The sequence below is a fragment of the Thermogemmatispora aurantia genome (assembly GCF_008974285.1).
GTDB classification, from domain to species: Bacteria; Chloroflexota; Ktedonobacteria; order Ktedonobacterales; family Ktedonobacteraceae; genus Thermogemmatispora; species Thermogemmatispora aurantia.
Genome location: NZ_BKZV01000003.1, coordinates 446,659 through 470,286, shown reverse-complemented (window position 1 = coordinate 470,286; position 23,628 = coordinate 446,659). Strand labels below are relative to the sequence as shown.

Sequence of the window (23,628 nt, the reverse complement as noted above, 5' to 3'; positions counted from 1 at the left end):
CTGAAAAAGAAACCCTGGCAGGCTCAACAGCGATGGGAGGGGGTGGCCCCAGACAGCAACAGACTCCGCTCTGACGACTGGCGCCGATGCCAGGCATGGCGCAGCTTCCTCTTCCTCTGGACCTGCCACCGCTGCACGAGCGCCCGAGACCAGCCGCCGGGCGCTGGACGGCGCGGCCCGGTCAGCGTCGGGAGCCGCCGCGTCGGAAAAGCTTTACCTGCTTGGCTGTGCGGCGGCTCCCGCTCGATGGTGATAGAGCGGGCTAGGTAGATGAGGAAGTCAGCAGGGCCTGCAGCAGCAGCGCGCCATCGGGCGTGCCCAGGCCCGTACAGGCATCCCAACCGGGACCGGCGCTGTAGCCGCCGTTATTGCCGCTCGTCACGTCGCGCAGCGCCTTTTGCTGCAGCAATTGAGTGTAATGCTGATAGAGGAACGGGTTCAGGTACCCAACTGACTGGCCGCGCCGCTGATTGAGCAGCGCAATCAAGCCGGCCCATAGCGGAGCCACCGCGCTGGTGCCGCCGACGGAAGTGCTCTGGCCATCGACAAGGATCTGGTAGCCCGTCTGCGGGTCTGCGTTGCCGGCCACATCGGGTACGCCCCGTCCCTGGTGCTGGTCGTTAATCGACGGGGGAACATGAGCGTTCGCCTGCCACGCGGGGAGCGGAAACACATCGCTGATGCCGCCGCCGGTCGCGCCATCGCCGCTGGCGATCCCATTCCAGACCACTTCGCTGACAACCTGCCTGTTCTGGGCCTCCAGGCGGGTGCCGCCGCAGCCAAGCACATAGGGGCTGGAGGCCGGGAAATCCACATGGGCCTTCTGATCGTTTACCCCATCGCTTGAGCCGTTATCGCCGGCTGCCACACAGATCGTGATCCCCAGCGAGGCCGCGGCCTGAAAGGCCTCGTTCATGGTGGTCAGCGCCTGGCGCGTCCAGCTTTCCTCGGGGGCGCCCCAGCTAATGGAGATCACCGACGGCGTATTAGTAGTATCGTGGATGGCCTGGCTAATAGCATCCAGAAAGCCGCGCTCGGTATTGGGCGCGAAGTAGATAGCGATGCGGGCCGCGGGAGCGATGGCACCGGCAATCTCGATATCGAGGGCGACCTCGCCATCCGCGCTATTCGGGTCACCTGTTGGGCTATTCTCTCCGCCATCGACAGAGACGCTGGCGACTGTCGGCGGCTTCAGACCGAGCTGCTGGAAGTAGGTGGCCAGATCCTCGCTGTTGTAGCCTCCGCCCAGCTCGATCAGCGCAATACACTGGCCGCTGCCGGTCAGGCCACTCGGAAAGTTATAGAGCTGGGCGACCTGCAGCGGGGTATAGCTAACGGTGGCGGTTCCTACCAGCGCGCTAGCTCCGACAGGCGAGGCAAAGCGCAGATGGGGCCGGGCCTGGGGACGATCGTCCAGTCCAAAGACACCGACCACAATCGGCTCAAGCTCTTGGGGGATGTGCAGGGGACCGGAGCGCCCGCGGAACGTCTGCCCCTCGTACTCGTAATAATGCAGCTCGGTGCCAAAGGCGGAACAGAGTTGGCTGACTGTGCCGGCCAATACCAGCCGGCGGGCCGCGCGATCGACCGCCAGCACGCTCAGCTGATGGGCGCGGGCGAAGGCTTCCACCCTGGCAATGTCCTCGGGACTGGCGCTATGCTGAGCCAGATACTCCTCTCGGCTCAGGCGCTGGCCCGGCTGGCTGAAGTGGTGCTCTAACTGATCGGCCAGGGCGCTCCCCGCGGGATCTCTGAGATAGACGCTGACCTCGAGGCGCTCGTTGGGATCAGCCGGCCTGATCTGCCGGGCCTGAGCAGGGAGGTGACGCTCACTGCCGGCCAGTCGTGTGAATCCTTTAGGAATCTCGGGCATGGTCTCTTTCCTTCCGTCCTCTCATCGCAACGTTCCCCCTTCTGGGGACGCGCTAAACTTCCTGCAAAGAAGACGCTCGTACCCCCTCTTCGTAGATGGTGACTTCACTGCGTCTCTCAGCCGAAGGAAGAGTATGCTTCCTTCCCCTTACACGGTCTGCAGCCGCAGACGGATCAGAAGATCGTTCAGGCCCGCTTGTGCCTGAGCATCTGGCTTAACAGGCAGAACGCTGCTCTCCACAGACTGCTCCAGATCGCTCAGCAGGCGCCTCCATTCCGCCTCGTAAAGGGCGACAGCGCCCTCCTCCAGCTGGGCCTTCTCTCCGCCGGCCTCTTTGCGCGCGATCAGGTCCGCCACAGATGAGAACCTGAACACTTCGTTGAGGCGCCTCAGATTCGCCTCCAGCTCTCCAGTGCGCACCAGGTGCAGGCCAGTCAAAATGACGCGATAGGTGTGGAGCACAGACTTGATAGACGGAGGCTGTTTGTGGCTGGCCTGTTTCAGGCGGTTGCGGGCGAAGCCCAGATAGTGGTAGGCGTAGTAGCGTGTAACGCAGCGCATGGCCAGCGCCTTCAGCTCCTCGTGCTCGGGCGTAGTGTGAATCACCAGCGGCGAGTAAATGGCTTCCAGGACGTTTCCATTCTTGCCCAGCAGCAGCGTCAAGCATTTGCGGACATCGTACGTCACCAAGTCAACTTCCAGTCCATTCTCGCTATGGTGCTGTTCTATGGTCTCTTCTCCCTCGCGCAGCCCGATCACCTCGCGCAGCGGCAGAATATGGGCGCCGCGCAGGTCGTAGTCGGAGTCAGGCGAAGAGAAACCATAGAGATGCGACCCGCTCAGCGTGATGAAGAGCAAGGGATAACGCTGCCGTGTTAGCGTGGCCCTGAGCTGTTCGAGTTGTTCATCCTGCATTTGTTTCTCCTTCCATTCGGCATCGTGATCGCGCTCAGGCTCTCTGCTGCACCTGGAGGAGAGGCGATACAGATCTTCCCGCTCTGGCAGGCCGGACTGCCCCGATCTTTCTCTCATCCGTTCCTTCTTGGGCTGAGGCTCTTCTGACTGCTAGCCAGCCGCGCGCTCATGCCTGGCGGAGAAACCGGGCCAGGCAGAGCACCCGATCCGCCGCATTGCTCCTGGCGCAGGGCATGGACGCGGGTAGCTAGAGTAGCAGGCTGTTCTAGCGGGCCGGAGGAGGGAAGTGCCGCCGGACCGAGCGGCAGGCAAAGCTGCCTCGCAAAGGCGAGGCGCAGGAAGCATCGGGGATCGCAAGCAAAGGCAGGGCAGCGCTTGCAGTTCCAGGTACAGCGCTGGATGGATTCCTTTCCACTTTTGACCCTCCTGCTTAAGATAGCACTGTGGGCAGTCTTTGTCAAGGAAAGTACGCCTATCAAGCTAGCGTCCCAGCTGCGGGAGCAGCACGCCGCGGTCTGTCCATGCGCGTTAAGAGGCCCGACTGACAGAGTGATAAAGGAGCCTTTCCAGAGATGTCCTGGAAAGGCTCCTTTCTTTCCCGTAGAGAGAAGGGTTGCCTGAGACGGGCAAGGCCAAGAGGGTGCTCCCAGCTGCGTCCTGGTTGCGGGCGGCCTCGCTGCAGGTGAGCTCAACTCAATACTGCCAGTTCACCGTCACGGCGCCGGTGCCGCTGCAGGGTGCGGTATAACTATGGTTGCTACCATTCTCCCACTGAACGCTGCCGTCAGCGCGGATGATAATAAATTTGAACTGGACTGTCCAACAGGCAGGCACACTGGCCATTACGAACCAGTTCGGATAGTTCGGATCATTCAGCGGGCCGATGGCAGTGGTTGTTGTGGTACCCCAGTTGCCCAGCTCGTCGAATTGCCCGGTCAGATAGACATTATCTCCGTAGTTGGTGGAAGGCGCATTATTAACAGTGAAGGTCACGGCCACCTGCGTGGTACTGGAGACGCGTGTTTCGTAGACGTTGCTGCAGCTAGAGGTGCAGACCTGAACGCCGTAGAGGCCGCTGGCCACATTCGGCGTCGTGACCGTAATCGAGTGCGGACTCCAGCTATCCACAGTCGCAGTCGTCGTACCGAATTTGACGCTGCCAACGGTGCTGCCAAAGCCCTGGCCGTCGATAATCACCTGATCGCCAGGTCGGCTCAGATTCGGCCCGACGCTGCCGATCTCTGGCGTACTGCTCTCAGGAGCCGTATATTGCCAGACCGAAACCTGGTTGGCGCCCAGGGTAAAGGTGCCAACGGCACCGTTCGTGACCGTGATGGTCGTGCCGCCGTGAAGCAACGTGCCCAGATAGTCGCTGTAGGAGCCATTGGGCAAGGCCGTGTAGAGGCCGGAGATGCTATAGCTGGAAGACCCTTTATTGATGGCCACGAGCACCACATTATTGAAAAACTGGCGCTCATAGATGAACACGTCGCTATTGATCCAGCGCTGCTGATAAGTACCGTAGGCCAGAGCCGGGTTGCTCTGACGCAGCGCCGAGAGGGCCTTGATCTCGTTATAGGCCGTCGTCGTCGTACTGAAGCTGCTCATCATGGGGCGGTTATAGGGATCGCCGCCGCCATTGGTATCATTGTGTAAATACTGCTCGGTCCCATAGTAAATAACCGGAATACCGGGCAGCGTCAGCACGGCGGCCAGGGCCTCATGCAGGCGATCGTAGCTGTTGTTGAGCGTCAAGAAGCGCGGTATGTCATGGTTATCGATGAAGATCGCCTGGTCGTTCAGCCAAAGAAAGCCACTCTCCTCCTGAGTGAGGACGCTGTCCACCTCGCTGGCGCCATTGCCGGAAGCATAGACATCGCGCAGCGCCGTCGTCAGAGGAAAATTCAGCAAATTGATGCCGCTGCGATTGGCGAACTTCAGCGCGTATGGATAGGTTGGATCGCTGATGCTGCTCAAGTACCACTCGCCGACCATATAATGTGGTCCCTGAGCCTCCACGCTATCGCTGAGCGTACGCAGCCAGCCGCCGTCGGGAGCGGGCATATGCTTCACCGCATCGACGCGCACCCCATCGACGCCATGCGCGAGAAACTGAGCCATTGCTCCCTTGAGATAGCTATCGACGCTGCTGTTCTCCTGGGCCAGATCGGCTAGGTCTGCCAGATTGTCGTACTCGTCCTGGTAAAGGTTATTGTAGTCCGAGATGCCGCCGTTATGATGGAACCAGCCGTTCGGATCGTTATTGTAGGCCGCCTCGAAGGTGCCGTTCTGGTAGAGGCTGCCATATTCACCGGTATCGTTGGGGTTCGAATGATTAGGGGCGAAATCGATGATCACCTTGATACCATAACTGTGAGCGGTCGCCACCAGATTATCAAAATCGCTCCAGGTGCCCAGATGGGGGTCGATGCGATAGAAATCGCGGGCCCAATAGCCATGATACCCGGCCTCGGGGGCCGATGATCCTGGTTCATAAACCGGCAAATGAACATTATCCACTGGCGGCGAGATCCAGATAGCCGTGATACCCATACCGGCCAAGTAGGGGATCTTCTGAGTCAGGCCGGCCAGGTCGCCGCCCCAGTAGAGCTTCCAATTTGTCTTCGTACTATCGTACAGGCCCGTATCGCCCGCCGGATCGTTATTCGCTGGATTGCCATCGAAGAAGCGGTCGAGGATCACCTGATAGATGACCGCTGGCTTAAAGTCGGCGGTGTTCACGGCCACATTTGGCGTGCTTTGCGCCTGGACAGCTACCGGCAGAAGGCGCGGGAGCGGTCCGCTGCTCAGGAATGTTGAGCAGAGCAGCACCAGTACCAGCAGAAGGGAGAAGAAAAGAGCGCGCTGACGGCCAGTTTGTTCCATCAAAGACCTCCAGATCCGATCTCAATGCTGAAGGACACTTCACGGTGTGAAGCAAGTCTACGGCAGACAGCGGAGTGCCCACCTGCAGGTCCCGGGTCTTCTCTCCTGGCTTCTCCCTGGCGGGCAGTCTCTGCCGTGGCAGAGCAGGAGAGAGAGCAACGCGGGCGTGATGCGGTCAGCCGCTAGTTAGCGAGGCCACCCTGGGCCAGGCCGGAGCGGAAGTAGCGCTGGGCGAAAAAGAAGATCAGCATCAGCGGGATCGAGACGATTACCGAGGAGGCGGCAAAGATACCCCACGGTGTCCGGAAATCGCTCTGCAGGCTATAGAGGCCCAGAATAAAGGTCAGATTGCTGCCGTTAGCATTGGCGTTCAACACCAGATTGGCCAGGGCGAACTCGTTCCAGCCCGTCATAAAGGTAAAGAGAGCCGCGACCGCCAGCGCGGGCGTCGCCAGCGGTAAGACAATGTGCCAGAAAGCCTGGAACGGCGTGGCGCCGTCCAGTAAGGCCGCCTGCTCCAGCTCGATCGGCAATCCATCGAGATAGGATTTCGTGTTCCAGCAGCAGAAGACTATCGCACCGGCTGAGTAGATCAGCACCAGACCAAGCAGGTTATTGAGCAGATGCAGCGCATTAAGCAGCAGATAATACGCTGTCAGTGCCAGCAGGCCGGGGAAAGCCTGCAGCGTCAGCAGCGCGCGCAGCGTCAACTCGCGGCCAGCGAAGCGGAAGCGCGCCAGAGCGTAAGCGCCGCTTGTCGAACAGACCAATCCGCAGAGAGCCGTCAGGCCACAGACCAGCAAAGTATTGCCGATCCAGTTCAGCAGCGGCTCCTGCGTAAAAGCCGTCACATAGTTGGCGAAAGTAAAGTGAGCTGGGAAGAGATGCAGATCAGTGGTATAGAGATTCTGCGCCCCGGCGAACGAAGCCTGGACCACATAGTAAAGAGGAAAGAGCGCGAAGACCGCCATCACCACCAAGAAGGCGTAGATGCCAACCAGTCCCAGGCGAGCGCTGAGACCAGCGGCGGCCCGCCGTGCCTGCAGCCGCTTCGCTTGCTCCCTTGCGGGTGTACTGAAAGCGGCAGGCTTCTGCTCTAGTGCAGCGCTGGGCAGGTGCTGACTCATGCTTGTGCCTCCCTGAAGCGGCTTGTCTGTGGGGACCGTGTTCCCAGGCCAGAACCCAGGTAGGTCAGGGCCGCGAGGATAACAAACAGCGTAATTGCGAAGGCGGCGATAAAGCCGTAGTGTGGGTTGGCTACCGTAGCCCCCAGGATGCGATTGTACATATAGATCATGACAAATTCCGTGGCCCCCGGTTTCAGGGCGCTGACCACCGGTCCCCCTTGTGTGATCAGAAAGACCGTATTGAACATCTGGAAAGTCGTAATGGCGCTCAGAATAGTGGCAGGCACCAGAGCTGGAGTCACCAGCGGCAAGGTCACATGGCGAAAATACTGCCAGGGGCCGGCCCCGTCGATCCGTGCCGCCTCACGCAGCTCGCCGGGAATGCCCTGCAGTGCTCCCAGGATGACCACCGTGAAGAACGGATAGCTCAGCCAGACATTGACGATCACCACTGAGATGAAGGCCAGCGTAGGGTTGAGCAGCCAGGGAATCCCGAACTGGGGACCGAAGATCAGGCGCCCAATCTGATTGAACGGGCCAAAATCGTACTGAAAGAGAAACTTCCAGATCAGGGCCGTGATGCCTGAAGGGGCGGCCCAGGGCAGCAGCAGCACCACGCGCCAGAGAGACAGCCCCTTGACTCGGGGATTGTTCAGCGCCAGGGCGGTCAGCATCCCAACGACCAGAAAGCAGCTCACGCAAACGACGACGTAGAGCAGTGTCTGCCAGAGCACCGGGAAGAAATCGCTGTCGAAAGAAAAGAGCAGCTGCCGGTAGTTTTCCAGACCGATGAAATGATAGTTGTCCGAGGTAAACTCACTATAATTGGTGGTCGACAGATAGAGGGTGTAGAGAATCGGCCACAAGTTGATCACCGCCATCATAGCCAGCATGGGCAGGAGAAAGGCTATGATGGTGCGCCGTTTGACTCGCAGCATAGGCATCCTCGCCTCCAGTTCATCTCCCCGTCCCATCCTCCCGATCCATCGCTGGAAAGGGAGGAGGAACGAGGAGGGGGAGCATGATCTTCAGCGTCTGAGCGATGGAACGCTCGCATAGCGCCAGGCATCCTACCTGGTGAGCGCGCCAAGGCCGGGGCTACGAGCTGATCTGAGCGATCCCTTTGGTGGCCGCGGCCTGGGCGTCGCTGAGGGCTTTAGCGGGCGTCTGGGTACCGTTCCAGACTGCCGTCAGTGCATTCTGCACGGGTGTCCACAGCGCGGACATGTAGGGAGTATTGGGCAAAGCCACGCCCAGCTTCACCTGAGCAGCGTAGCCGGCCACGGCGGGAAGCTGCTGAATGGCCGGATCATCGGCGGCGGCGCTGTTCGCCGGAATTTCGCCGTCAGCGCGCGACATGGCGATCTGATTGGCCTTGTTGGTGTAGAACTTCATCAGATCGGCCACCAGGGCTGGATTTTTGGCAGTTTTGGCCATCCAGAGCGATTTGACCCCGACGAACGGCCTGGCCGGAGTGCCTGTAGCGCTCACGATCGGTAGCGTGGCGAAGCCGATGTTGATCTTCCCTCCACTAGCGTAATCGGCATAGGACCAGGGACCATTAATGATGATGGCGGCCTTGCCCTCGGCGAAGAGCGAGGAAACCACATCGTAGGTCGGCTGCTTCGGGAGATAGGGGCGGAAAGAGGCGATATACTCCATCGCCTGCAGGGCCTGGGGCGTATCGAGGTGGGCTTTGCCATCGGGCGTCACATACTGGGCCCCGAAGCCGTAGAACCAGGGGGCATTGAAGTAGGCGTCTTCGGTTGGCCAGACGACGCCATACTGACCCGGGTGGGCCTGCTCATAGCGTTTCTCGAAGGCCAGCAGGTCGTTGGTGGTCTTGGGAAGCTGGTCCGCCGAGATCAGGCTCTTATTGTACATGAGGGTGACGGCTTCGACGGCCTCCGGGACGCCGTAGACGTGGCCGTTAAAGACCAGGGCTGAAGCCGCCGCCGGGGTATAGGTCCGGTTGAGATAGTCCTGGCTGATGTACTGGTCGAGCGGCACAACGACATGGCCGAGCGCCAGCGATCCCAGATTATCGTCGGTGAAGGCGATGATATCGGGACCATTGCCGGCCTTAACCGCAGTGGCCGCCTTGCTGGCGATGTTATCCTGGTGGACCAGCACGATCTTTACTTTGGGGTGCAGGCGCATATATTCGTTAAAAATAGCCTGCTTGGCCTGCAGGTAGGCGCCTTGCCAGCCATGCCAGATAACAATCGTACCACTAAAGTCGATGCTGCTGCTGTTGTTGCTGCCGCTGTTTTCGGCACCACCACAGGCTGAGAGCAGCAGCGCGAGCATGAGGCTGAACAGGAACATGGCCAGCAATGGCCGACTGTCAGATGCACGCGAGGCAAAAGTCTTCTTCATCATCTCTCATCCTCTCTGACAAGAGGGAAGATAGCCGGGGAGAGGCAGACGGCTTGCTGTGCACTCTCCCCACTGGACGCAAAACCCAGGGTTGTGTTGTCGTTAGTCTGGTTGTCAAAGAGCGTGCGGCGCTCTTCTTGTGAAGGGTGCACGGCGATCAACGGGGGAGAAGGCGGCTCTCATCCTCCTTCCTGCCATGAGAAAACTGCTCCGCTCAACGGCTCACTAGTTATGGCAACCTGATGTTGAGACCTACGTATGACTGGTGCCTGACCGCTGGCCAGAAGTGTGGTCGCAGCCGGAGGGAGCGCCACCTCTGGCAGCACGACAGTTTGAGGCTGCTCGCTCAGATTGAAGAGCACCAGAACGTCGCCCCGCTCCAGGCGCTGGCCGCCGGCGTGGGTGCGCACGTAGGCATAGGTTGCCTGGCTAGTATCCAGGTGAACGACACGACGCGCACCGTAGGTCAGAACCGGCAAGACGCGCCGCAGGCGGATCAGGGACCGGTAAAAGGCGAGCAGCTCCTGATTCCAGTCTTCTGGGCGCCAGGGCATCGCGGCGCGAGCCTCGGCATCGCCGCCAAAGGCTTTTGTTGAGATGTCAGCACGTTGGGACATACCGACCTCCGTCCCGTAATAGATGATGGGAGTTGGGGCCAGCGTGAATTGGCAAAGGGCCGCCATCTTGAGCAGTTCCGGACGATGGCCGGTAATAAAAAGGAAGCGATTCATATCGTGGTTATCGAGAAAGCTCGCGCGGGCGGGGCCATCCTCCATATAGCTCTCATAGGAGCTGAGGAAGCGCTCGAAGCGGCCCAGGTCCCAGGTGCGGACGCCAAAGGTTGAGCGTAAGGCTGCTGCCAGTGGAAAGTCGAGCACCGCATCCAGCCTGCCATGATAGCGGCGCAAAGCGTCGGGTGTATCGGTGACCTCGCCCAGCAAAAACACATCGGGACGCACTGAGCGCGTGGCCTGGCGAAACTCGCACCAGAAGTCCATGCTGTGGCCGATGGCGTGATCAAGGCGGAAGCCATCGACTCCGTACTCGCTCAGCCAGTGCAGGGCGCTGGCGATAATATGGCGTCTGGCCCCTTCGCTCTCTGAGCGCAGGGAAGGAAGGCTGGGAACAGCGTCGAGGAAGGTGCCATAGCGATCGGGCCAGCGCTCGAAATAGAACCAGTCGTGAGAGGGGGCCTGACGATCCATCTGCGCGGCCACGAAGGCAGGATGATGCCAGGAGACGTGTGCCGGCACGAAGTCGAGCAGGACGCGCATGCCACGAGCATGGGCCTCCTCGACGAGGGCCTGGAGATCGGTGCTGCTGCCCAGACGGGGATCAACGCGGAAGTAGTCGAGGGCGTCATAGCGATGATAGCTTTCGGCCAGGTGCAGGGGAGAGAGCCACAAGCAGGTCACGCCCAGCTCTGAGAGATAGGGCAGAGCGGCGCGGACGCCGTTCAGCGTCCCTCCATACAGGGCGTGTGGCTCGCTCGCGGGTGGAAAATGGCCATCGGCGGCATCGCTGCGGAAGCGGTCGAGAAAAATCTGATAGATGACGGCCTCTGTCGCCCACGAAGGCGGACGACGCTGCTGCTCCTCTTCGACGAGGTAGGCGAAGGTTGTGAAGGCGCGCTCACCCACAAAGTGGAAGGCAAAGCCCTGGCCGTCCTGGACCCAGATCTCCGGCTCTTCGGCAGGAAGCGAGCCGGGACGGGTCAGCCAGCCGGCGATGCGGTAGCGCACGCGCGTGCCGGCTGGCTGACCGGGGATGCGAGCCAGCCAGTGGGTAATATAGCCAGCGTGCGGGTCCCAGGTCACGCAGGCGCGCTCCATCGGCAGGGCCGTCGACGTGCGATCGGGGCGACTGCCGTCGACGGTGTAGTAGAGCACGGCGCGCTCGATGGGCAGCTCCTCGCCGCTGGTGGCCCACACTTCGACTGGCTCGCCGGGGATAGGAGCCAGGGGAAGAATAGTATTATCATGGCGAAATTGACTACGTTGTGCTGTCCAGCGGCTGAGGATCTCGCTCAAGGGCAGGTCGCCGGGCACTGCCGCCATCTGCTCGGCGTCCGGCTCCGACGGCGCGGGGGTAGCATCTGTGGCTGACTCAAAGATCTCTGGCATCTTGGCGTTCCTACCTACCTGTAGTGCGAACTAGGACAGCGTGTCGCTCGCTTCGGGCGAGGGCGAGGGCGAGGGCGCTTCCGAGGTTGCTTCGATCTCGGCGCTCACGACCGCGCGCAAGCGCTTGAGCATGGCGATGAGCTGCCGCTCCTCTTCGCCGTTCAGGACGCTGAAGCGGCGGCGAATGGCCTCCTCAATGGCGGCCTGGGCCTCGCGGCGTCGAGCGACGCCCGCTGCTGTCAGCGTGACGCGCTGCGAGCGGCGATCGCCAGGGTCGGGGCTGCGGGCAATCAAGCCCTCGCTTTCCAGATAATCTACCAGGCGGGTGACCGTGCTCCGCTCACACAGCAGACGTTCGCTGAGATCCGTCAGCCGCCAGCCCTCGTCGGCATCGAGCAGGAGCAGAGCATTGTATTGCAGCGTATTCAGACGAAACTGACGAAGGACCAGGCGGTCGGCGTGGTCAAGCAGCAAGCTCAGCTCTTGAAAGAGACGGTAGTCCTGGTAGTCCTCCATGCGCTTGGCGTGCCCCTTTCCGCAGCAGCGCGGCTCGCTGGTCCAGTGCCTTACCAGGCGAGAGCGCAATTTGTTGCGATTGCAATTGTTGCTAAAAATATTGTTGCAATGGAAAGTATATATGAGGGGCAGCCCTTTGTCAAGCCTCGGGGGCACGGTCTGCCGATGCACGCTCCGTTCGCGCGGGGCCACCTCGGGGGCTATACGTGCCGGAAATGGGTGCGCAAGCTCCAAATCTGTCATGATGACAACCCTGCCTGGTCCTTTCCTCGGCCCAGTGCAACACAAAAGGTCCTTTGCCGGCTGGGTCTCTGGCTGTCCTGCCCTGACTACGGCTGTCTGCACCTCGCTCTGGTAGGGAGGGCGCTCTTCGCTCACATATTGCAGTAAGAAAGAGAGACAGCTTGGTTGTGGTATACCATGCCTTCCAGTTGCTTGCCTGGCCTGTCCTACATCAAGGGAGGCGGGCATGTCAGTTGTCAAGGATGGCAAGATGCATCTCTTGCAAGCGCACAGGATCAGTAATTGTAGTGGGGGCAATGATCTTGCCTTTACTGATCACAGGGATGCCAACGGCGCGCAGCTTGCCATAGGGGGCCACGATGATTCCCACAGAGCCGTTTACCAGTGCCGTTCCGCAGGACCAGAAAAGCTGAGTATGCTTCACAATCAGTGTGGCCGCCGCTGCCGAGCCGTGCAGCTCTCTCCGCGCTCCCGCTGGCAGGGCCTGGGATTCGATACGGAAGACGACATCCGGGTCGAGCACAGTGAGAAGCTCATCAAGAGATCCCTCGCGGACGGCGGTGAGGAAGGCTTCTATCACTTCTCGTTGTGCGACCAACTCCGCATCTTGCACCGAGGCCCCTCCCCGCACCCTACGACGTGCACGGCTGGCGAGCTGCCGGGTCGCTGCCTCCGAGCGTCCCACCAGTGGTGCGATCTCATCGAAAGGAACGGCGAAGATGTCGTGCAACATGAAGGCGAGGCGTTCGGCGGGCGTGAGCCTATCGAGCACCACGAGCAGAGCTAAGCCAATCGCATCGGCCAGTTCCACCTCTTGCTCCGGGTCGCTCGATTGGGGCCCGCCTAATATGGCTTCCAGATCCGTGACTTTGGCTTCCAGGGAGTCCTAGGGCCGAGACTTGCGGACACGCAGCATGTTGAGGCAGATGCGCGCCACCGTTGTCGTTAGCCATCCTCCCAGATTTGAGATGGTGCTCGTGTCGGAACGGCTCAGATGAAGCCAGGACTCCTGCACGGCATCCTCCGCTTCAGAGAGTGAGCCGAGCATGCGGTAGGCTAGTGCTCGCAAGCGAGGGCGCTCCGCCTCAAATTGGGTGGCTAGCCAGTTAGAGGTGTTCATCGTCGGTCACATTTCCTGATTTCTTTGTGTCATAAGTATGACACAGAAAGCCTGACGAGTGTGACAGGAAGAGGCACTTCTGCATCCGCCTCTCTGCGGTGAGTTTGACAGCATGAAGCACCATCCATCGGGTAAGACATTTCTGATTGGTATCATATTTTTCAGGAGGATGAGCAATATGGAGAGTTAACGCGAACACGTCTTTGTGCCACTTGCATCCAGGATACCGGCTTTTATAGATAGGGAATCCATACGATGCCGTCAATCCCGGCTTCGCTGGTGGCGCCTATGGTTATGTGGCAATGGGGCCTTATCCTGGTGGGCAGGCAGAATATTTGCGAGTACCCTATGCGGACTTTAATGCGCTCAAGCTGCCACCCGGGACCGAGCACGAGGATGATTTTGCCCTCCTGGCCGATATCTTCCCCACGGGCTATCACGGGGCCGAGCTGGCGCAGGTCTCACCTGGGGAGACGGTGGCCATCTTCGGGGCCGGCCCAGTCGGAGTGATGGCCGCTTATAGCTGCCTGCTGCGTGGAGCTGCTGAGGTCTATGTCGTCGACCGGGTGCCGGAGCGCTTAAAGAAGATCGAGGAGATTGGTGCAATCCCGATTGACTTCAGCAAAGGGGACCCGGTCGAGCAGATTCGCGAGCGGCGCGGCGGCGATGGAGTGGACAAGGGCATTGATGCCGTTGGCTATCAGGCGATCCAGCCGGGTCAGGACAGCGAGGCCCCCTCTGCTGTTTTGGAGGCGCTCATCCGAGTCGTGAATCCCACTGGGATGCTGGGCATTCCTGGCCTCTACGTGCCGACCGATCCGGGAGGCGTTGATCCACATGCCAGGGAGGGGCGCCTGCTCATCTCCTTTGGCAAGCTGTTCGAAAAGGGGCTGCGCCTGGCCACGGGCCAGTGCAACGTCAAGCGCTATAATCGCTATCTGCGCGATCTGATTATCGCGGGACGGGCCAAGCCCAGCTTCATTGTCTCGCATCGGGTGCCGTTAGACGAGGCCCCGGTAGCTTATGAGAAGTTTGACAAGCGGGTCGAGGGCTATACCAAAGTAATCTTGAAGCCCTAGGTCTGGAACGATCTGTCTGTGGCGCGCTTGCTGCATCCGCTGCTGGGCAGGGGAGAGCTGCAGGGTGCCTCACCGGTATGCAATCCAGGTGAAGAAGGGCAAGCATGAAAAGCCGCGCCATCTCGCCAGGCGGGCGCTGAGGGCGGTCATGCTTGCCCTTGTCGATCAGGCCCTGGGCACTCGCCAGGCGGGCGGTGTAGAGGTCGGCGGAGCGCGGTGCGAGCTAAGGGAGAGAGCTGTCTCAAGCGAATCGGCAGCCACCAGTCAGTGTGGCTACTTTGCCGCTTTCATGCCTGCTGGCTCTCCCTCTCCAATGCCTCCTGTAGAAAGGACAGAAGCTTATACCAGCAATCCTGTGATGCATGAGCGTTGAGGAGCGCGGTGCCTCCAAAAGCCACGATTGGCCCCCTGTCTGCCGCCGAGCCGCGGCTGACCCAAGGGGGGAGGGAAGGTACACCGTAGGGGCAGCAGATGAAGTGACCGGCGCCCTCATAGCGAAGATAGGTGCAGGAGTGGCTGAAACCGTGCTTCTCGAGGCGTGCTCTAATCCGCTCTGCGAACTGGCAGGAAGGCCAGACCTGATCATCGCTTCCAGCCACCAGCAGGATGGGGCCAGCGATACGCTCTACGGCGATACTGGCTCTGGCGATGGCCTCGGGATCAGCCTGCTGCAGCTGCTTCAGAAAGATCCTGGTGAGCCTGAAGGGCTTCCGCCGCAGCATACCCCACAGAAAGCTCACCACACTCAAAAAAGCGGCGAACTTGCCCGAAGAAGAGGCCGCCAGGTAAGGGAGGGCCTCACCGCAATATGTCCAGGCCGGCTCATTGACGCTGCGATAGCCTTTCAGGCCGGGCCAGAGAAGACTGCTGGGGGAGCCAGCGATGACAGCCTTCACCGCTGGAAAAGTAGATGCCAGGAGCAGGGCCAGCTCAGCCCCCCGGGAGAGGCCGCAGATTGCCAGGCGCGTACTGTCAATAGCCGGTTGATTTCCGAGCCAGCTGAAGGCCTGTTCAAAATATTCAAGAGGGATGGTAAGAAGATGAGGCGGACAATTTTCGACGCCGAAATAGGCCAGAGCAAAGGCTGCGAAGCCGTGAGAGGCCAGGAGCGCGGCGCTATGGGCATGGAAGCCGCCATCTGAGCCATTGAGCAGAATCACACAAGGGTGAGGTCCTGGCCCTGACGGAAGAAAGAGCGTTCCCACCATGTCCGGTCCCTCAAGGTTGATCCGCTGCACTCCTGGTGCTGCAAAGAGACGCTGGATGCGGGCCGAGGCGACCACCTGATCGTCGCATGTTGCATTGAGCGTAATGGTGAGGGGCGTAGCTGTGGTCTTCACAAAAAGGTGACTCTCGGCGGGATCTTGCAGTGTCATAGACCACAACAGGCCCAGTGCATCCACTCCCTCGTAGCTGCCTGCCAGCGGCGCCTGCTGGTTGACATCGACCGTTCCCTCCTCGTCAGCGACAAAGGTGGCCCATGATGCCCAGGAGCAGCGCCAGCCGTCGAGAGTGGAAGCGTGGAGCGTGACCTGCTGGCCTGGCTCCAGACCCTGTAGCTGGATAGAGAGTGGTGCGTCGGCAAGGCTCTCCTGCGGTTCAACCACCAGGCGAATGGGGGAAGGCACATCTTCCGTGGCCATAGTGAGGCCCTCCTTTCAGGAGCCGAGTTGTCAATAGTATAGGCCAGCACAGCTCAGTTGCCAAGTCTATTCAAGAAGCGTTGAGTGAAGGTTGTGATAAAGGCGATTTCCACGAGCAAGCCGATGACAGCCTCACGAGAAGCGAGCAGGGGTAAGGGACTATCCAGCGGGATGCCCCCGGCGATGAAGCCGCGCCCGTGAAAAGCTGACAGGCTCAACACCAGCGCTGCCGGCGGGCTCAGGTGGGGTGTAATCATCTTCTAGGCGATGGCCGGGGTCCTCCTCAAGGATTCGCTGCCCGCTCTTGGCCTGCTGGTCCTCCTCTTTGGCCTTGTGCTCTTCGCTGTCAGCAAGCTCCCAGTGCTCGAACGCTGCAACCTGAAGCAGGGGGGACTTGTGTTCCTGGCCCTGCTCATTGCTGTGCTGCTCATTCGCAACTTGCCTGCCTTTGGTGGGCTGGTGCTGCTGCTGGCCCTGCCTGGGGCGATCGTTGCCTTCCTCCTGGTGCGGCTCAAGGTCAGTCTCAGAATGGCGCTCTCTCATCTCAATCAGCAGCGTGCGCGCACCAGTACCACTCTGCTGGCGCTCTTCATCGGCGTGGTCGCCATTGGCCTGATTCTGGTTCTGCGTGAGGACCTGACCGATCTGATCAATCGGACAGTCGCGAACAATATGACCTTTAATGCTATTGCCATTGCGCAGGGGAGCGAGGCCGATAGGCTGGCTGCCGGCCTATCCAGCCTTCCCGGTTGGCAGAAGAGCGTGCGTCGCCTTGACCGCAGGGTGATTCCTCTCAGCATCGATGGAATTCCCTTGCAGCAGCTTATTCCGGCGAATGCCGCCTTAAAGGGAAGGAGCATTCCCGCCAGGGCTATGATTGCCTGCCTGCTCTCTTGCTTGTCTCCTCGCAAGGGAGGCCATCAGTGTGCTCCCCTCTGCCTGGGTGGGGACGTTGCAGGCTAGGCCGGCTCGGCCTGCTCTGGCCTGCGTCCCCACTCTGTGGTCTCGAGTTGTTGTATCTGTCTTTCCCATAGGTGCAGCTCTCGACGCTGGGGCGGGCTAAGCTGTCCCTCAAACTGCTGGAGGATGGCAAGCAAACGGCTACCTTCCGCTGGAAGGCGCTGGGCCAGGGCCCGAGTGAGCAACAGCTTCCCATGTCGCCAGCCTTCTTGATGCTCTATGATCAGGTGATGAAGAAGCTGCAGTCTCTGCCAGGCTTGCCAGTCGGGTTCGGGCAGCACCTGGCCGGCTTCCAGCTCCAGGGCTGCGAGGCTGTGGGTGAGTACGAGGCGGCTCAGCTCGCGACGGAAGCGTTCGTCAGGATCGAGGAGCCTCCAGCCGACCTGCACGAGCAGGTGACGGATCTCCTCTTGTAAAGACACACTCTTCCCGTCGCAGCTCAGGCGGACACCTGGCACCGTCAGCAGCGATGCCTTACGAAGGGACTCCTGCCCTGGCGCCCGCGCCGAGAAGTGGCTGAGTAGGTGAGCCAGCCAGGAAAGGGCCAGCCCTGGCTCGCTGGACCCCGGCAGCAGGTGGGCCAGGACCAGCAGCCACCAGGTGAGCGGCCCCTCCTGTCTGAAAAACCAGGCAACCAGGCGCTCGTCAAAGGTGCGCTGGTCCAGACGCGCCAGCTCCTCCAGGCGGAGCTGATTCGACTGCAACTGTCTACAGGCCAGTTGCACCAGAGCTGGATGACCTCCAGTCAGCTCGTGCAGGCGCTCACTGGCGGCTGTGAGCCGTGCTGCGGCGGCGCCGGTCGCGCTGGTCTGGAGTGCACCCTTCTGAGCGAGCAGACGGCGGATCTCTTCGGCAGACCACGGAGGCAAGGTGACCGTCACGATCTCAGACTGCCGCCCCTTCCAGAGTGGCTGGTGCCAGTCAGGCTTTATATAGAGGGTAGTGACTGCGATGAAATATTTATAGCAATATCTATTTGCAATTTTGTGTATTTTGTTGATTAATCTATAGATACATTTTGCGCGACAGTAGGCATCGAGGAAATCCTCAAGGCTCGGAAGGGGATGCCGGCAACAAGACAATTGGGGAGGAGCGCACCGAGAGATGGGCGGTTGACTGTGCTTCAGTCGCAACAACCGTTTGCCAGAGCAGCTGCCCATCTCGCAGGCGAAAGGCGGACACCACGCCGTTATTATCGCTGATATAGACCTGCCCCGCCGCTCCAACAGGCGATGAAAGCCAGGTCCCACTGAGGTGAGAAGACCAGAGAAGAGCCCCGTCGGCAGGCTGGTAAGCAGAGAGGATGCTGTCCGGGCCGCTCTTCGCACCAACACAAAGCACCCCGTCAATCAGCGCTGCTGCTGTCGGCCATCGGACCGCAGAGGTCCCACCGACGGCTTGGTGCCAGAGGAGCGCGCCATCCCGTGCCCGCAGAGCACAAATGAAAGCCTGTTGCTCGTGCTTCATCTCGTCCGAGAGCGCAACGGAAGGGGCAGCTTCCTCAGAAAAGCTGACATACACCCTGTCATCCGTGACTACAGGGGCAGACCACATCTGCACCTGTGATCCAAGCTCTTGGTGCCAGAGCACAGAGCCGTTGTGCCTGTCTATGGCGAGACATCCCCGCGTGGTACTCAAAAAGATGCGTTCATCGGCGGCGGCCAGTGGAAAGGAGCTGCTGTCTGGTAGGAGGGCCTGCCACAGGCGCCTGCCATCCTTCGTATGAAAAGCAGTTATAAAACAATTAGGTGATTCTTTGGTTATATATGTTATATAAAGTGTTTCATTTATGATAAAAGGCGAAGTGTAAACTATTGCTCCAAACAATGATGAAGGAGCGGGATCAGGGGCAAGGGAGGAGCGCCAGAGGAGCCTCCCAATCCTTGCCTGCAGAGCGTAGAGGACCCCTTCGACCGTACTGACGTAGACGCCGTTCCGAGCAAGGGAAGGAGCGTGAGCAAGCTGGCCTGCGGCCTGGTAGCTCCACAAGGTCGAGCCATCGCGTGCTCGCAGGGCCTGGACGGACGAGTCTGGATGACGATTCACATTGAGATAGAGTGTCCCTCTGGCGAAGGCAAGGGCAGCAGTCCCTGAGACTGCATACTGACGGCGCACCTTGCCCGTCGTCGTATCGAGTCCGTAGATGCTTCCCTGGCTCGCATAGAGTGTCGAACCGGCGAGCACCAGTTGTGGGGGCAAGGTCGTGCTAAGCGTTTGCATGCTCTCTCTCCTTCATTCAGGTCAGAACAGCAGCCTCATGAGTGTCTGAGCGAACTCCTGGTCTCTATTCACCTTTGTTGTCTCGTGCAACGTCCTGCGGCTCCCCTTGTTTCCTCTCCCCTATCAATGATACCAGCGTGAGCCATCAGTCGAGGATGTTGCTGAGGAGATTCCACGACTTTCCCTGACAAGAGTAGGAAAGGAAGGGCGTGAACTACAAGCTGGCTTGCCCGGGACAGAAACCGGGGTTCTTAGGGGCAAGGTGGCACAAAGGGATGTGGGTTATTTGACAGCCTCACGTTAGCAGGGCCTGCATTATTGGATGAAGCTTGGAAGTTACCACCACGGGTGTGGACGGTGCCAAAAGCAAAAGCGGTGACTCTGACTGTGAATGGAGGAAACGCTGTAGGCACATGATTGGTACATACGACACAGCCCCCCTGCACATTCACGGGAATCGCTGCTGTTTGTCGGTCCCTGAGTGTCACGGTAAAGGGATTGCTGCTACTGGGAAAGGGAAGGCAATCGGTGATGGCATTATTGATGCGTGTGGTAACGTCAAACGTAAAGCCACAGCTATTCGTTGTATGAGCTACCACGGTAAACGTTTGCGAAGTGATATTTTGTATCTGGAAAGCCACAACCAGGCATTGCTGGGGGGGTAGTGCATGAGGTGGAGGGACGTAGGGCGAAGAAGAATGTGGAGCTGCAAATACGGAACTACTCGCAAAGAAAACGCTAGTGAGAACCATCACAGACGCGAGGACAACTTTGAAGGCGTTTTTGTGAGCCATAAGTTCCTTTCTTTCTTCCTTGCCTCTAGATAGAGCACACTACGGACTCTACACCATCTTGCCTTTCTTAATTTTAATATAGTTATCTATTTTTTTTCAAGATTATCAACCCAGCGGTCTTCCAGATTCCCTGCTGCATATGAGCATCAGATCTCAGGTACGCTCGCTAGTAGTGCAAAACTGCTCACTCAGGGCGGTCACCGCCGCAATGGTCGCCGCCAGCTATCCCGACCATGTGCGGGCCATTGTCCTCGAAGATCCTCCCCTCCTCGGCGCCTCGCCCTCGCAGACTGAGGTCACCAACGCCCTCATTGCCACCCCTGACGGCCCGGCGTCCCCCTCGACCTGGCAATGGCTCTTTGAACTGCGAGCCTTACCGCCCGAAGAGCGCCTGATCAAGGCCCGGGTCCTGCAACCGACCTGGGCCGAAGCAGAGATCGACCCCTGGGCTGCCTCCAAAGGCGAAGTACAGATTGCCATCCTGGATGTGGCCCATGCGGCGATCGGTGCCTTCCCCTGGCGCGAGGTATTGCCCCGTATCCAGTGCCCCATGTTGCTGATCACCGGCGATCCCTCCCTGGCTCGCCTCTCTGCTGACCGATCGCTGACTCCTCTCACAACTGGGCAGCCGTCAGCAACTCGTTAAGCCGGGCCCGAATGGCCGCTACCCGTCGCTCTGCCTGCCCCGGGATGAGTGGAAAAGCCCTGATGTGTCCATCATCCTCCTCTTGCAATTCTGTGCCCGGGTAGAGGATAGAAGCACTGGTCACAATCCGTTTGCGCTGAAGCTGAACATTGCCAGAAGTACGCCTCAAATACTGGTATCTGATATTGATGCGATAACTGAGCATCTTATTGATATCTTGCTCCTTAGCATAGTACTGGCCGCTGGGTGAGCGCTGCCAGCGATATTTCGCATCGAATACCAGCACACGCCACGGCTCGCCCTGGCGATAGACTTCGATAGCCATATCGGGCGTCAGCGGGCCGCCGCTGGAGAGCGTCGAGACCAGCGCCGGGTCTGTTCCCACCGTTGAGGCATGAGGATAGTACGGCTCGTACTTAAAGACCACCTCTCGATCGCCTTTGACCAGCGCAATACTGGCCACGTTCTTGCGAACCTCGAATTCGAAATAGCGCTTCTCGACCTCGTAGAAGGTCGTATTCGAAACCAGGCGATAGCCACGCTCTTCCAGCAGCTCGACAGCCAGGTGGGTGATCGTAAAAACGCTCCACATCTCGTACAGTTCGCTCACTTTACGCTGGCCCAGCTCGTTGACGTAGCGCTCGGTGTTGACAACCATCAGACGCTGCTGAAACTGCAGATAGAGCTGAAAGAAGCGGCTGTAGGCGGGATGCTTTAAGAGGACCTGGGTGGCTTTGCCGGGCAAGGCTGCTGCCTGTACCGTCTTGAGAAACGGCTCGCTGCTCCAGAAAAGACAGCGCTGTCGCATCTGCTGGCACTCAGCGATCACGCGCCGTAGACGCTCTAGCAGAGCGCGGTCCTCCTCATTGTGGTAGCGCTGGTAGAGGGCCGCTCGACGTTCGGCCTCGGCCTTGGCCCGCTCCTCGATCAGGCTGAGCCTGGCCGGCAGTTGACGCTGCAAAAAGTGCTTGAGCAGGCGATTCTCATACACGTCGTAGGAGAGCTGACTCTCCTGCAGCTGCCACTCCTGCGGGAGATAGCGCACGTGCCCATAGGGACGCCGTAGCGCTGGCAGCTCCAGACAGGGACCCGGCAGCGGCTGGGCCTCACCGCTCAAGCGCGCCACAGCCTGCCAGTCGCCAGAGCGCGCCGCCGGCTGCAACCTGGAATGTGGCCGACGGCGGATCTGCAGCAGCACGGGACCTAGCTTCTCCACCAGGCCACGAATTTGCTTATAGTCATGAACAGGTGAGGTCTCCTCCAGGCGGCGCCCAAAGGCGGCCCGCTCAACGGCGGGAGAGAGCAAGCGAAACCACAGATCCAGTGAGAGCGCTGCCAGCTCGCTCTTCATCTGCTCATACAGACGCTGGGTGAGCTTCTGGGGAAAGACACGCAGCCAGGCCGTGCGCGGCGCAACGCCGGGAGCGTGGACTGTCAGGCGATAGAGGCCAGCGTAATGCTCGGGACGCCACTGCCAGAGGCCATAATGCTCGGTGTGTAACGGCACCTCGTCGATCACAATGCTGATGGGGTGCGGCGCTGAGGACGTCACCTTGATGTAACAGACACGATATTCAGAGAGATTGAGCGCTGCATTGTCATTGTCGGGGGCAAAGCTGAGGGGCTGACCGTTGATCGTCAGCCAGGCGCCATCAACGCCAGAAGCTGGTGTAGCCATCGCGTTTCAACCTGCTTTTCATCTCCCCCAAACGCTGGTGGGAGCGCGGCAACCGCTGATCGCGCGTCAGAGCCAGCAACTCATCCAGCACCCCCTCGATAACCTCTGTTCCCCGCACGCGCGGCAAAATGCGCTGCTTGATCTGCAGATCCAGCGCCACCTCTGGCTCCAACAAACCAGCGCTGTTGGCCAGGTACAGCTCGATCTCACGGACAACACGGTAGCCTATGCCGATCTCAACTCGGTTGAGAATGGCATTGATCGCCTGCAGCAGCTCACGATAGCGGGTGTCCGGCTGCTGAGCTTTGTAGCTCTGCCAGGTGAGGGCTGAGAGCGGCACGGGGTCCGGCGGGACCGTGGGCTGCGGAATCTTGTCCAGATCGATCGAGAAAAATTCGATGGTGTTGGCGCGGTCCAGCACCTTATCGCTGATGGGCTGGGTGGTCTCATCGACGTTGACAGTGCCAGTAAAGAGCAAGTTGGGCGCCAGTTGCAGCTCTGCCGGTACCGTCAGCGGCTGCCCCTGCCCCTTCAGCTCCTCGTAGAGGCGCCGGCTGACCAGGGTGATGCGTCGGTCGGCGGGACGCTCCTCTTCAAAGGCGCTGAGAAATTGCGAAAAGTAGTATTCGACATGCGCCAGGTTCATCTCATCCAGACAGAAGAAATAGAGCTCCTGCTCGTGTTCACTGGCCTCCAGCAGGAAGTCAAGGGCCGGCTCACTGATATAGCTGCCGCTCAAGGTATTGAAATACCCAAGCAAGTAGCGGTCATCGTTCCAGTTGGGGCGCACGGCCAGCCGTAGATAGCGCTCGCGCGGTACCCCCAGGGCCTCCGCATAGAGCTGCGTCAGCTTCGATTTGCCCGTCCCCGAAAGACCGGCGAGGATCACGAAAGGGCGCGTCTTCAGGCAGATGTGATAGTTATAGAGCGTTTCCTGATCGAAGTAGTAGCCTCGCGCCGAGATATAGCTGTGGATATGCTTGAGCAGAGCCTGCTCTTCTAGTCTTGATCCTCCCATCGATCCAGTAATAGCCTCCCAATCTGCTTTTGATAATGGAAAGAGAAAAATAGGACTGTAATCGTATTGCGGCGCTTCTTCCGCTACTAACGCCTTCCGGGGCGGCCTGCTCTGTGAGCTGGTCTGGTAGGTAGTGCCGTTCAATGCGTCAAGGTCAGCGGGGTGGTTATAGCGTTCTGTCACGGCGAGCGTGGCCGTCTGCGCGGGGCTGTTGACGGAGATGACGCTCAGGACCACAGGCAGCACGCCCGGTGAGGAACCTTGCTGCGCCACCAGGCAGCGATCGCCAACCTGCAGGCTGGGAGGTGGAGTCAGCTGGATCGTCAAGCGCGCCTGCCCGGCTGTGATGGCCTGCAGATAGCTACTTGTCCTGGGCAAAGAAAGCAGGAAGTACCTGGCCATGCAGTG

At 59.8% G+C, this 23,628-nt stretch carries 17 protein-coding genes and 2 pseudogenes; 4 read left to right on the top strand and 15 right to left on the bottom strand.

Annotated elements, in window-relative coordinates; all coding sequences use genetic code 11:
* Window positions 1-262 precede the first annotated feature (262 nt).
* The 9 genes and pseudogenes from KTAU_RS11605 to KTAU_RS11565 form a co-directional block, all read right to left on the bottom strand.
* The gene (locus KTAU_RS11605; protein WP_151728528.1) at window positions 263-1,873 is read right to left on the bottom strand and encodes a S53 family peptidase; all 1,611 of its coding nucleotides are present in this window, start codon (window positions 1,871-1,873) and stop codon (window positions 263-265) included.
* 147 nt (window positions 1,874-2,020) lie between these two features.
* Window positions 2,021-2,788 carry a nucleotidyltransferase domain-containing protein gene (locus KTAU_RS11600; protein WP_151728527.1) on the bottom strand — a complete coding sequence of 256 codons (768 nt, stop codon included), beginning with the start codon at window positions 2,786-2,788 and terminating at the stop codon, window positions 2,021-2,023.
* A 693-nt stretch (window positions 2,789-3,481) separates the two neighbouring features.
* Window positions 3,482-5,674 (bottom strand): alpha-amylase family glycosyl hydrolase, encoded by a 2,193-nt coding sequence (locus KTAU_RS11595; RefSeq protein WP_151728526.1) that lies wholly within the window; start codon window positions 5,672-5,674, stop codon window positions 3,482-3,484.
* Between the two features lie 182 nt (window positions 5,675-5,856).
* Entirely contained in the window at window positions 5,857-6,801 is a 945-nt protein-coding gene (locus KTAU_RS11590; protein ID WP_151728525.1) for a sugar ABC transporter permease, read from the bottom strand.
* Window positions 6,798-7,745, bottom strand: a complete 948-nt coding sequence (locus KTAU_RS11585) for a carbohydrate ABC transporter permease (protein ID WP_170293233.1) — start codon at window positions 7,743-7,745, stop codon at window positions 6,798-6,800. Before KTAU_RS11585 ends, KTAU_RS11590 begins: the two co-directional genes overlap by 4 nt.
* A gap of 154 nt (window positions 7,746-7,899) precedes the next feature.
* Window positions 7,900-9,183, bottom strand: coding sequence for a sugar ABC transporter substrate-binding protein (locus tag KTAU_RS11580; RefSeq protein ID WP_151728523.1), 1,284 nt, complete (start codon window positions 9,181-9,183; stop codon window positions 7,900-7,902).
* Between the two features lie 176 nt (window positions 9,184-9,359).
* Window positions 9,360-11,303, bottom strand: a complete 1,944-nt coding sequence (locus KTAU_RS11575; RefSeq protein WP_151728522.1) for an alpha-amylase family glycosyl hydrolase — start codon at window positions 11,301-11,303, stop codon at window positions 9,360-9,362.
* Window positions 11,304-11,333: 30 nt separating this feature from the next.
* The gene (locus KTAU_RS11570; RefSeq protein WP_170293232.1) at window positions 11,334-12,062 is read right to left on the bottom strand and encodes a MarR family winged helix-turn-helix transcriptional regulator; all 729 of its coding nucleotides are present in this window, start codon (window positions 12,060-12,062) and stop codon (window positions 11,334-11,336) included.
* 229 nt (window positions 12,063-12,291) lie between these two features.
* A pseudogene (locus tag KTAU_RS11565) lies at window positions 12,292-13,182 on the bottom strand (sigma-70 family RNA polymerase sigma factor).
* A 260-nt stretch (window positions 13,183-13,442) separates the two neighbouring features.
* On the opposite strand from KTAU_RS11565, the pseudogene KTAU_RS11560 reads away from it, so the two are divergent.
* Window positions 13,443-14,261, top strand: a pseudogene (locus tag KTAU_RS11560) (zinc-binding dehydrogenase); the annotation flags it as partial.
* A gap of 287 nt (window positions 14,262-14,548) precedes the next feature.
* On the opposite strand, the gene KTAU_RS11555 reads toward KTAU_RS11560, so the two are convergent.
* Together KTAU_RS11555 and KTAU_RS11550 are read right to left on the bottom strand one after the other, a co-directional pair.
* A complete protein-coding gene (locus KTAU_RS11555; RefSeq protein WP_151728520.1) occupies window positions 14,549-15,904 on the bottom strand; it encodes an acyl-CoA thioesterase/bile acid-CoA:amino acid N-acyltransferase family protein in 1,356 nt (451 codons plus the stop codon).
* A 53-nt stretch (window positions 15,905-15,957) separates the two neighbouring features.
* Window positions 15,958-16,161 (bottom strand): hypothetical protein, encoded by a 204-nt coding sequence (locus KTAU_RS11550; RefSeq protein ID WP_151728519.1) that lies wholly within the window; start codon window positions 16,159-16,161, stop codon window positions 15,958-15,960.
* Between the two features lie 10 nt (window positions 16,162-16,171).
* On the opposite strand from KTAU_RS11550, the gene KTAU_RS11545 reads away from it, so the two are divergent.
* Window positions 16,172-16,867: a hypothetical protein gene (locus KTAU_RS11545; RefSeq protein ID WP_151728518.1), complete on the top strand. Its 696-nt coding sequence runs from the start codon at window positions 16,172-16,174 to the stop codon at window positions 16,865-16,867.
* On the opposite strand, the gene KTAU_RS11540 is transcribed toward KTAU_RS11545, so the two are convergent.
* Entirely contained in the window at window positions 16,864-17,745 is an 882-nt protein-coding gene (locus KTAU_RS11540; RefSeq protein ID WP_151728517.1) for a hypothetical protein, read from the bottom strand. The two genes, KTAU_RS11545 and KTAU_RS11540, sit on opposite strands and share 4 nt — an antisense overlap.
* A gap of 166 nt (window positions 17,746-17,911) precedes the next feature.
* Complete coding sequence (locus KTAU_RS11535) at window positions 17,912-19,084, bottom strand: outer membrane protein assembly factor BamB family protein (protein ID WP_151728516.1); 1,173 nt, start codon at window positions 19,082-19,084, stop codon at window positions 17,912-17,914.
* A gap of 413 nt (window positions 19,085-19,497) precedes the next feature.
* Here KTAU_RS11535 and KTAU_RS11530 point away from each other — a divergent pair, with 413 nt between their 5' ends.
* Both KTAU_RS11530 and KTAU_RS11525 read left to right on the top strand, forming a co-directional pair.
* Window positions 19,498-19,749: a hypothetical protein gene (locus tag KTAU_RS11530; protein ID WP_151728515.1), complete on the top strand. Its 252-nt coding sequence runs from the start codon at window positions 19,498-19,500 to the stop codon at window positions 19,747-19,749.
* Window positions 19,750-20,017: 268 nt separating this feature from the next.
* Window positions 20,018-20,524: an alpha/beta hydrolase gene (locus tag KTAU_RS11525; RefSeq protein WP_151728514.1), complete on the top strand. Its 507-nt coding sequence runs from the start codon at window positions 20,018-20,020 to the stop codon at window positions 20,522-20,524.
* On the opposite strand, the gene KTAU_RS11520 is transcribed toward KTAU_RS11525, so the two are convergent.
* Window positions 20,493-22,202, bottom strand: a complete 1,710-nt coding sequence (locus KTAU_RS11520; RefSeq protein WP_069802616.1) for a DUF2357 domain-containing protein — start codon at window positions 22,200-22,202, stop codon at window positions 20,493-20,495. The two genes, KTAU_RS11525 and KTAU_RS11520, sit on opposite strands and share 32 nt — an antisense overlap.
* A complete protein-coding gene (locus tag KTAU_RS11515; protein ID WP_069802618.1) occupies window positions 22,177-23,622 on the bottom strand; it encodes an McrB family protein in 1,446 nt (481 codons plus the stop codon). The genes KTAU_RS11520 and KTAU_RS11515 overlap by 26 nt, the downstream gene beginning before the upstream one ends.
* Window positions 23,623-23,628 lie beyond the last annotated feature (6 nt).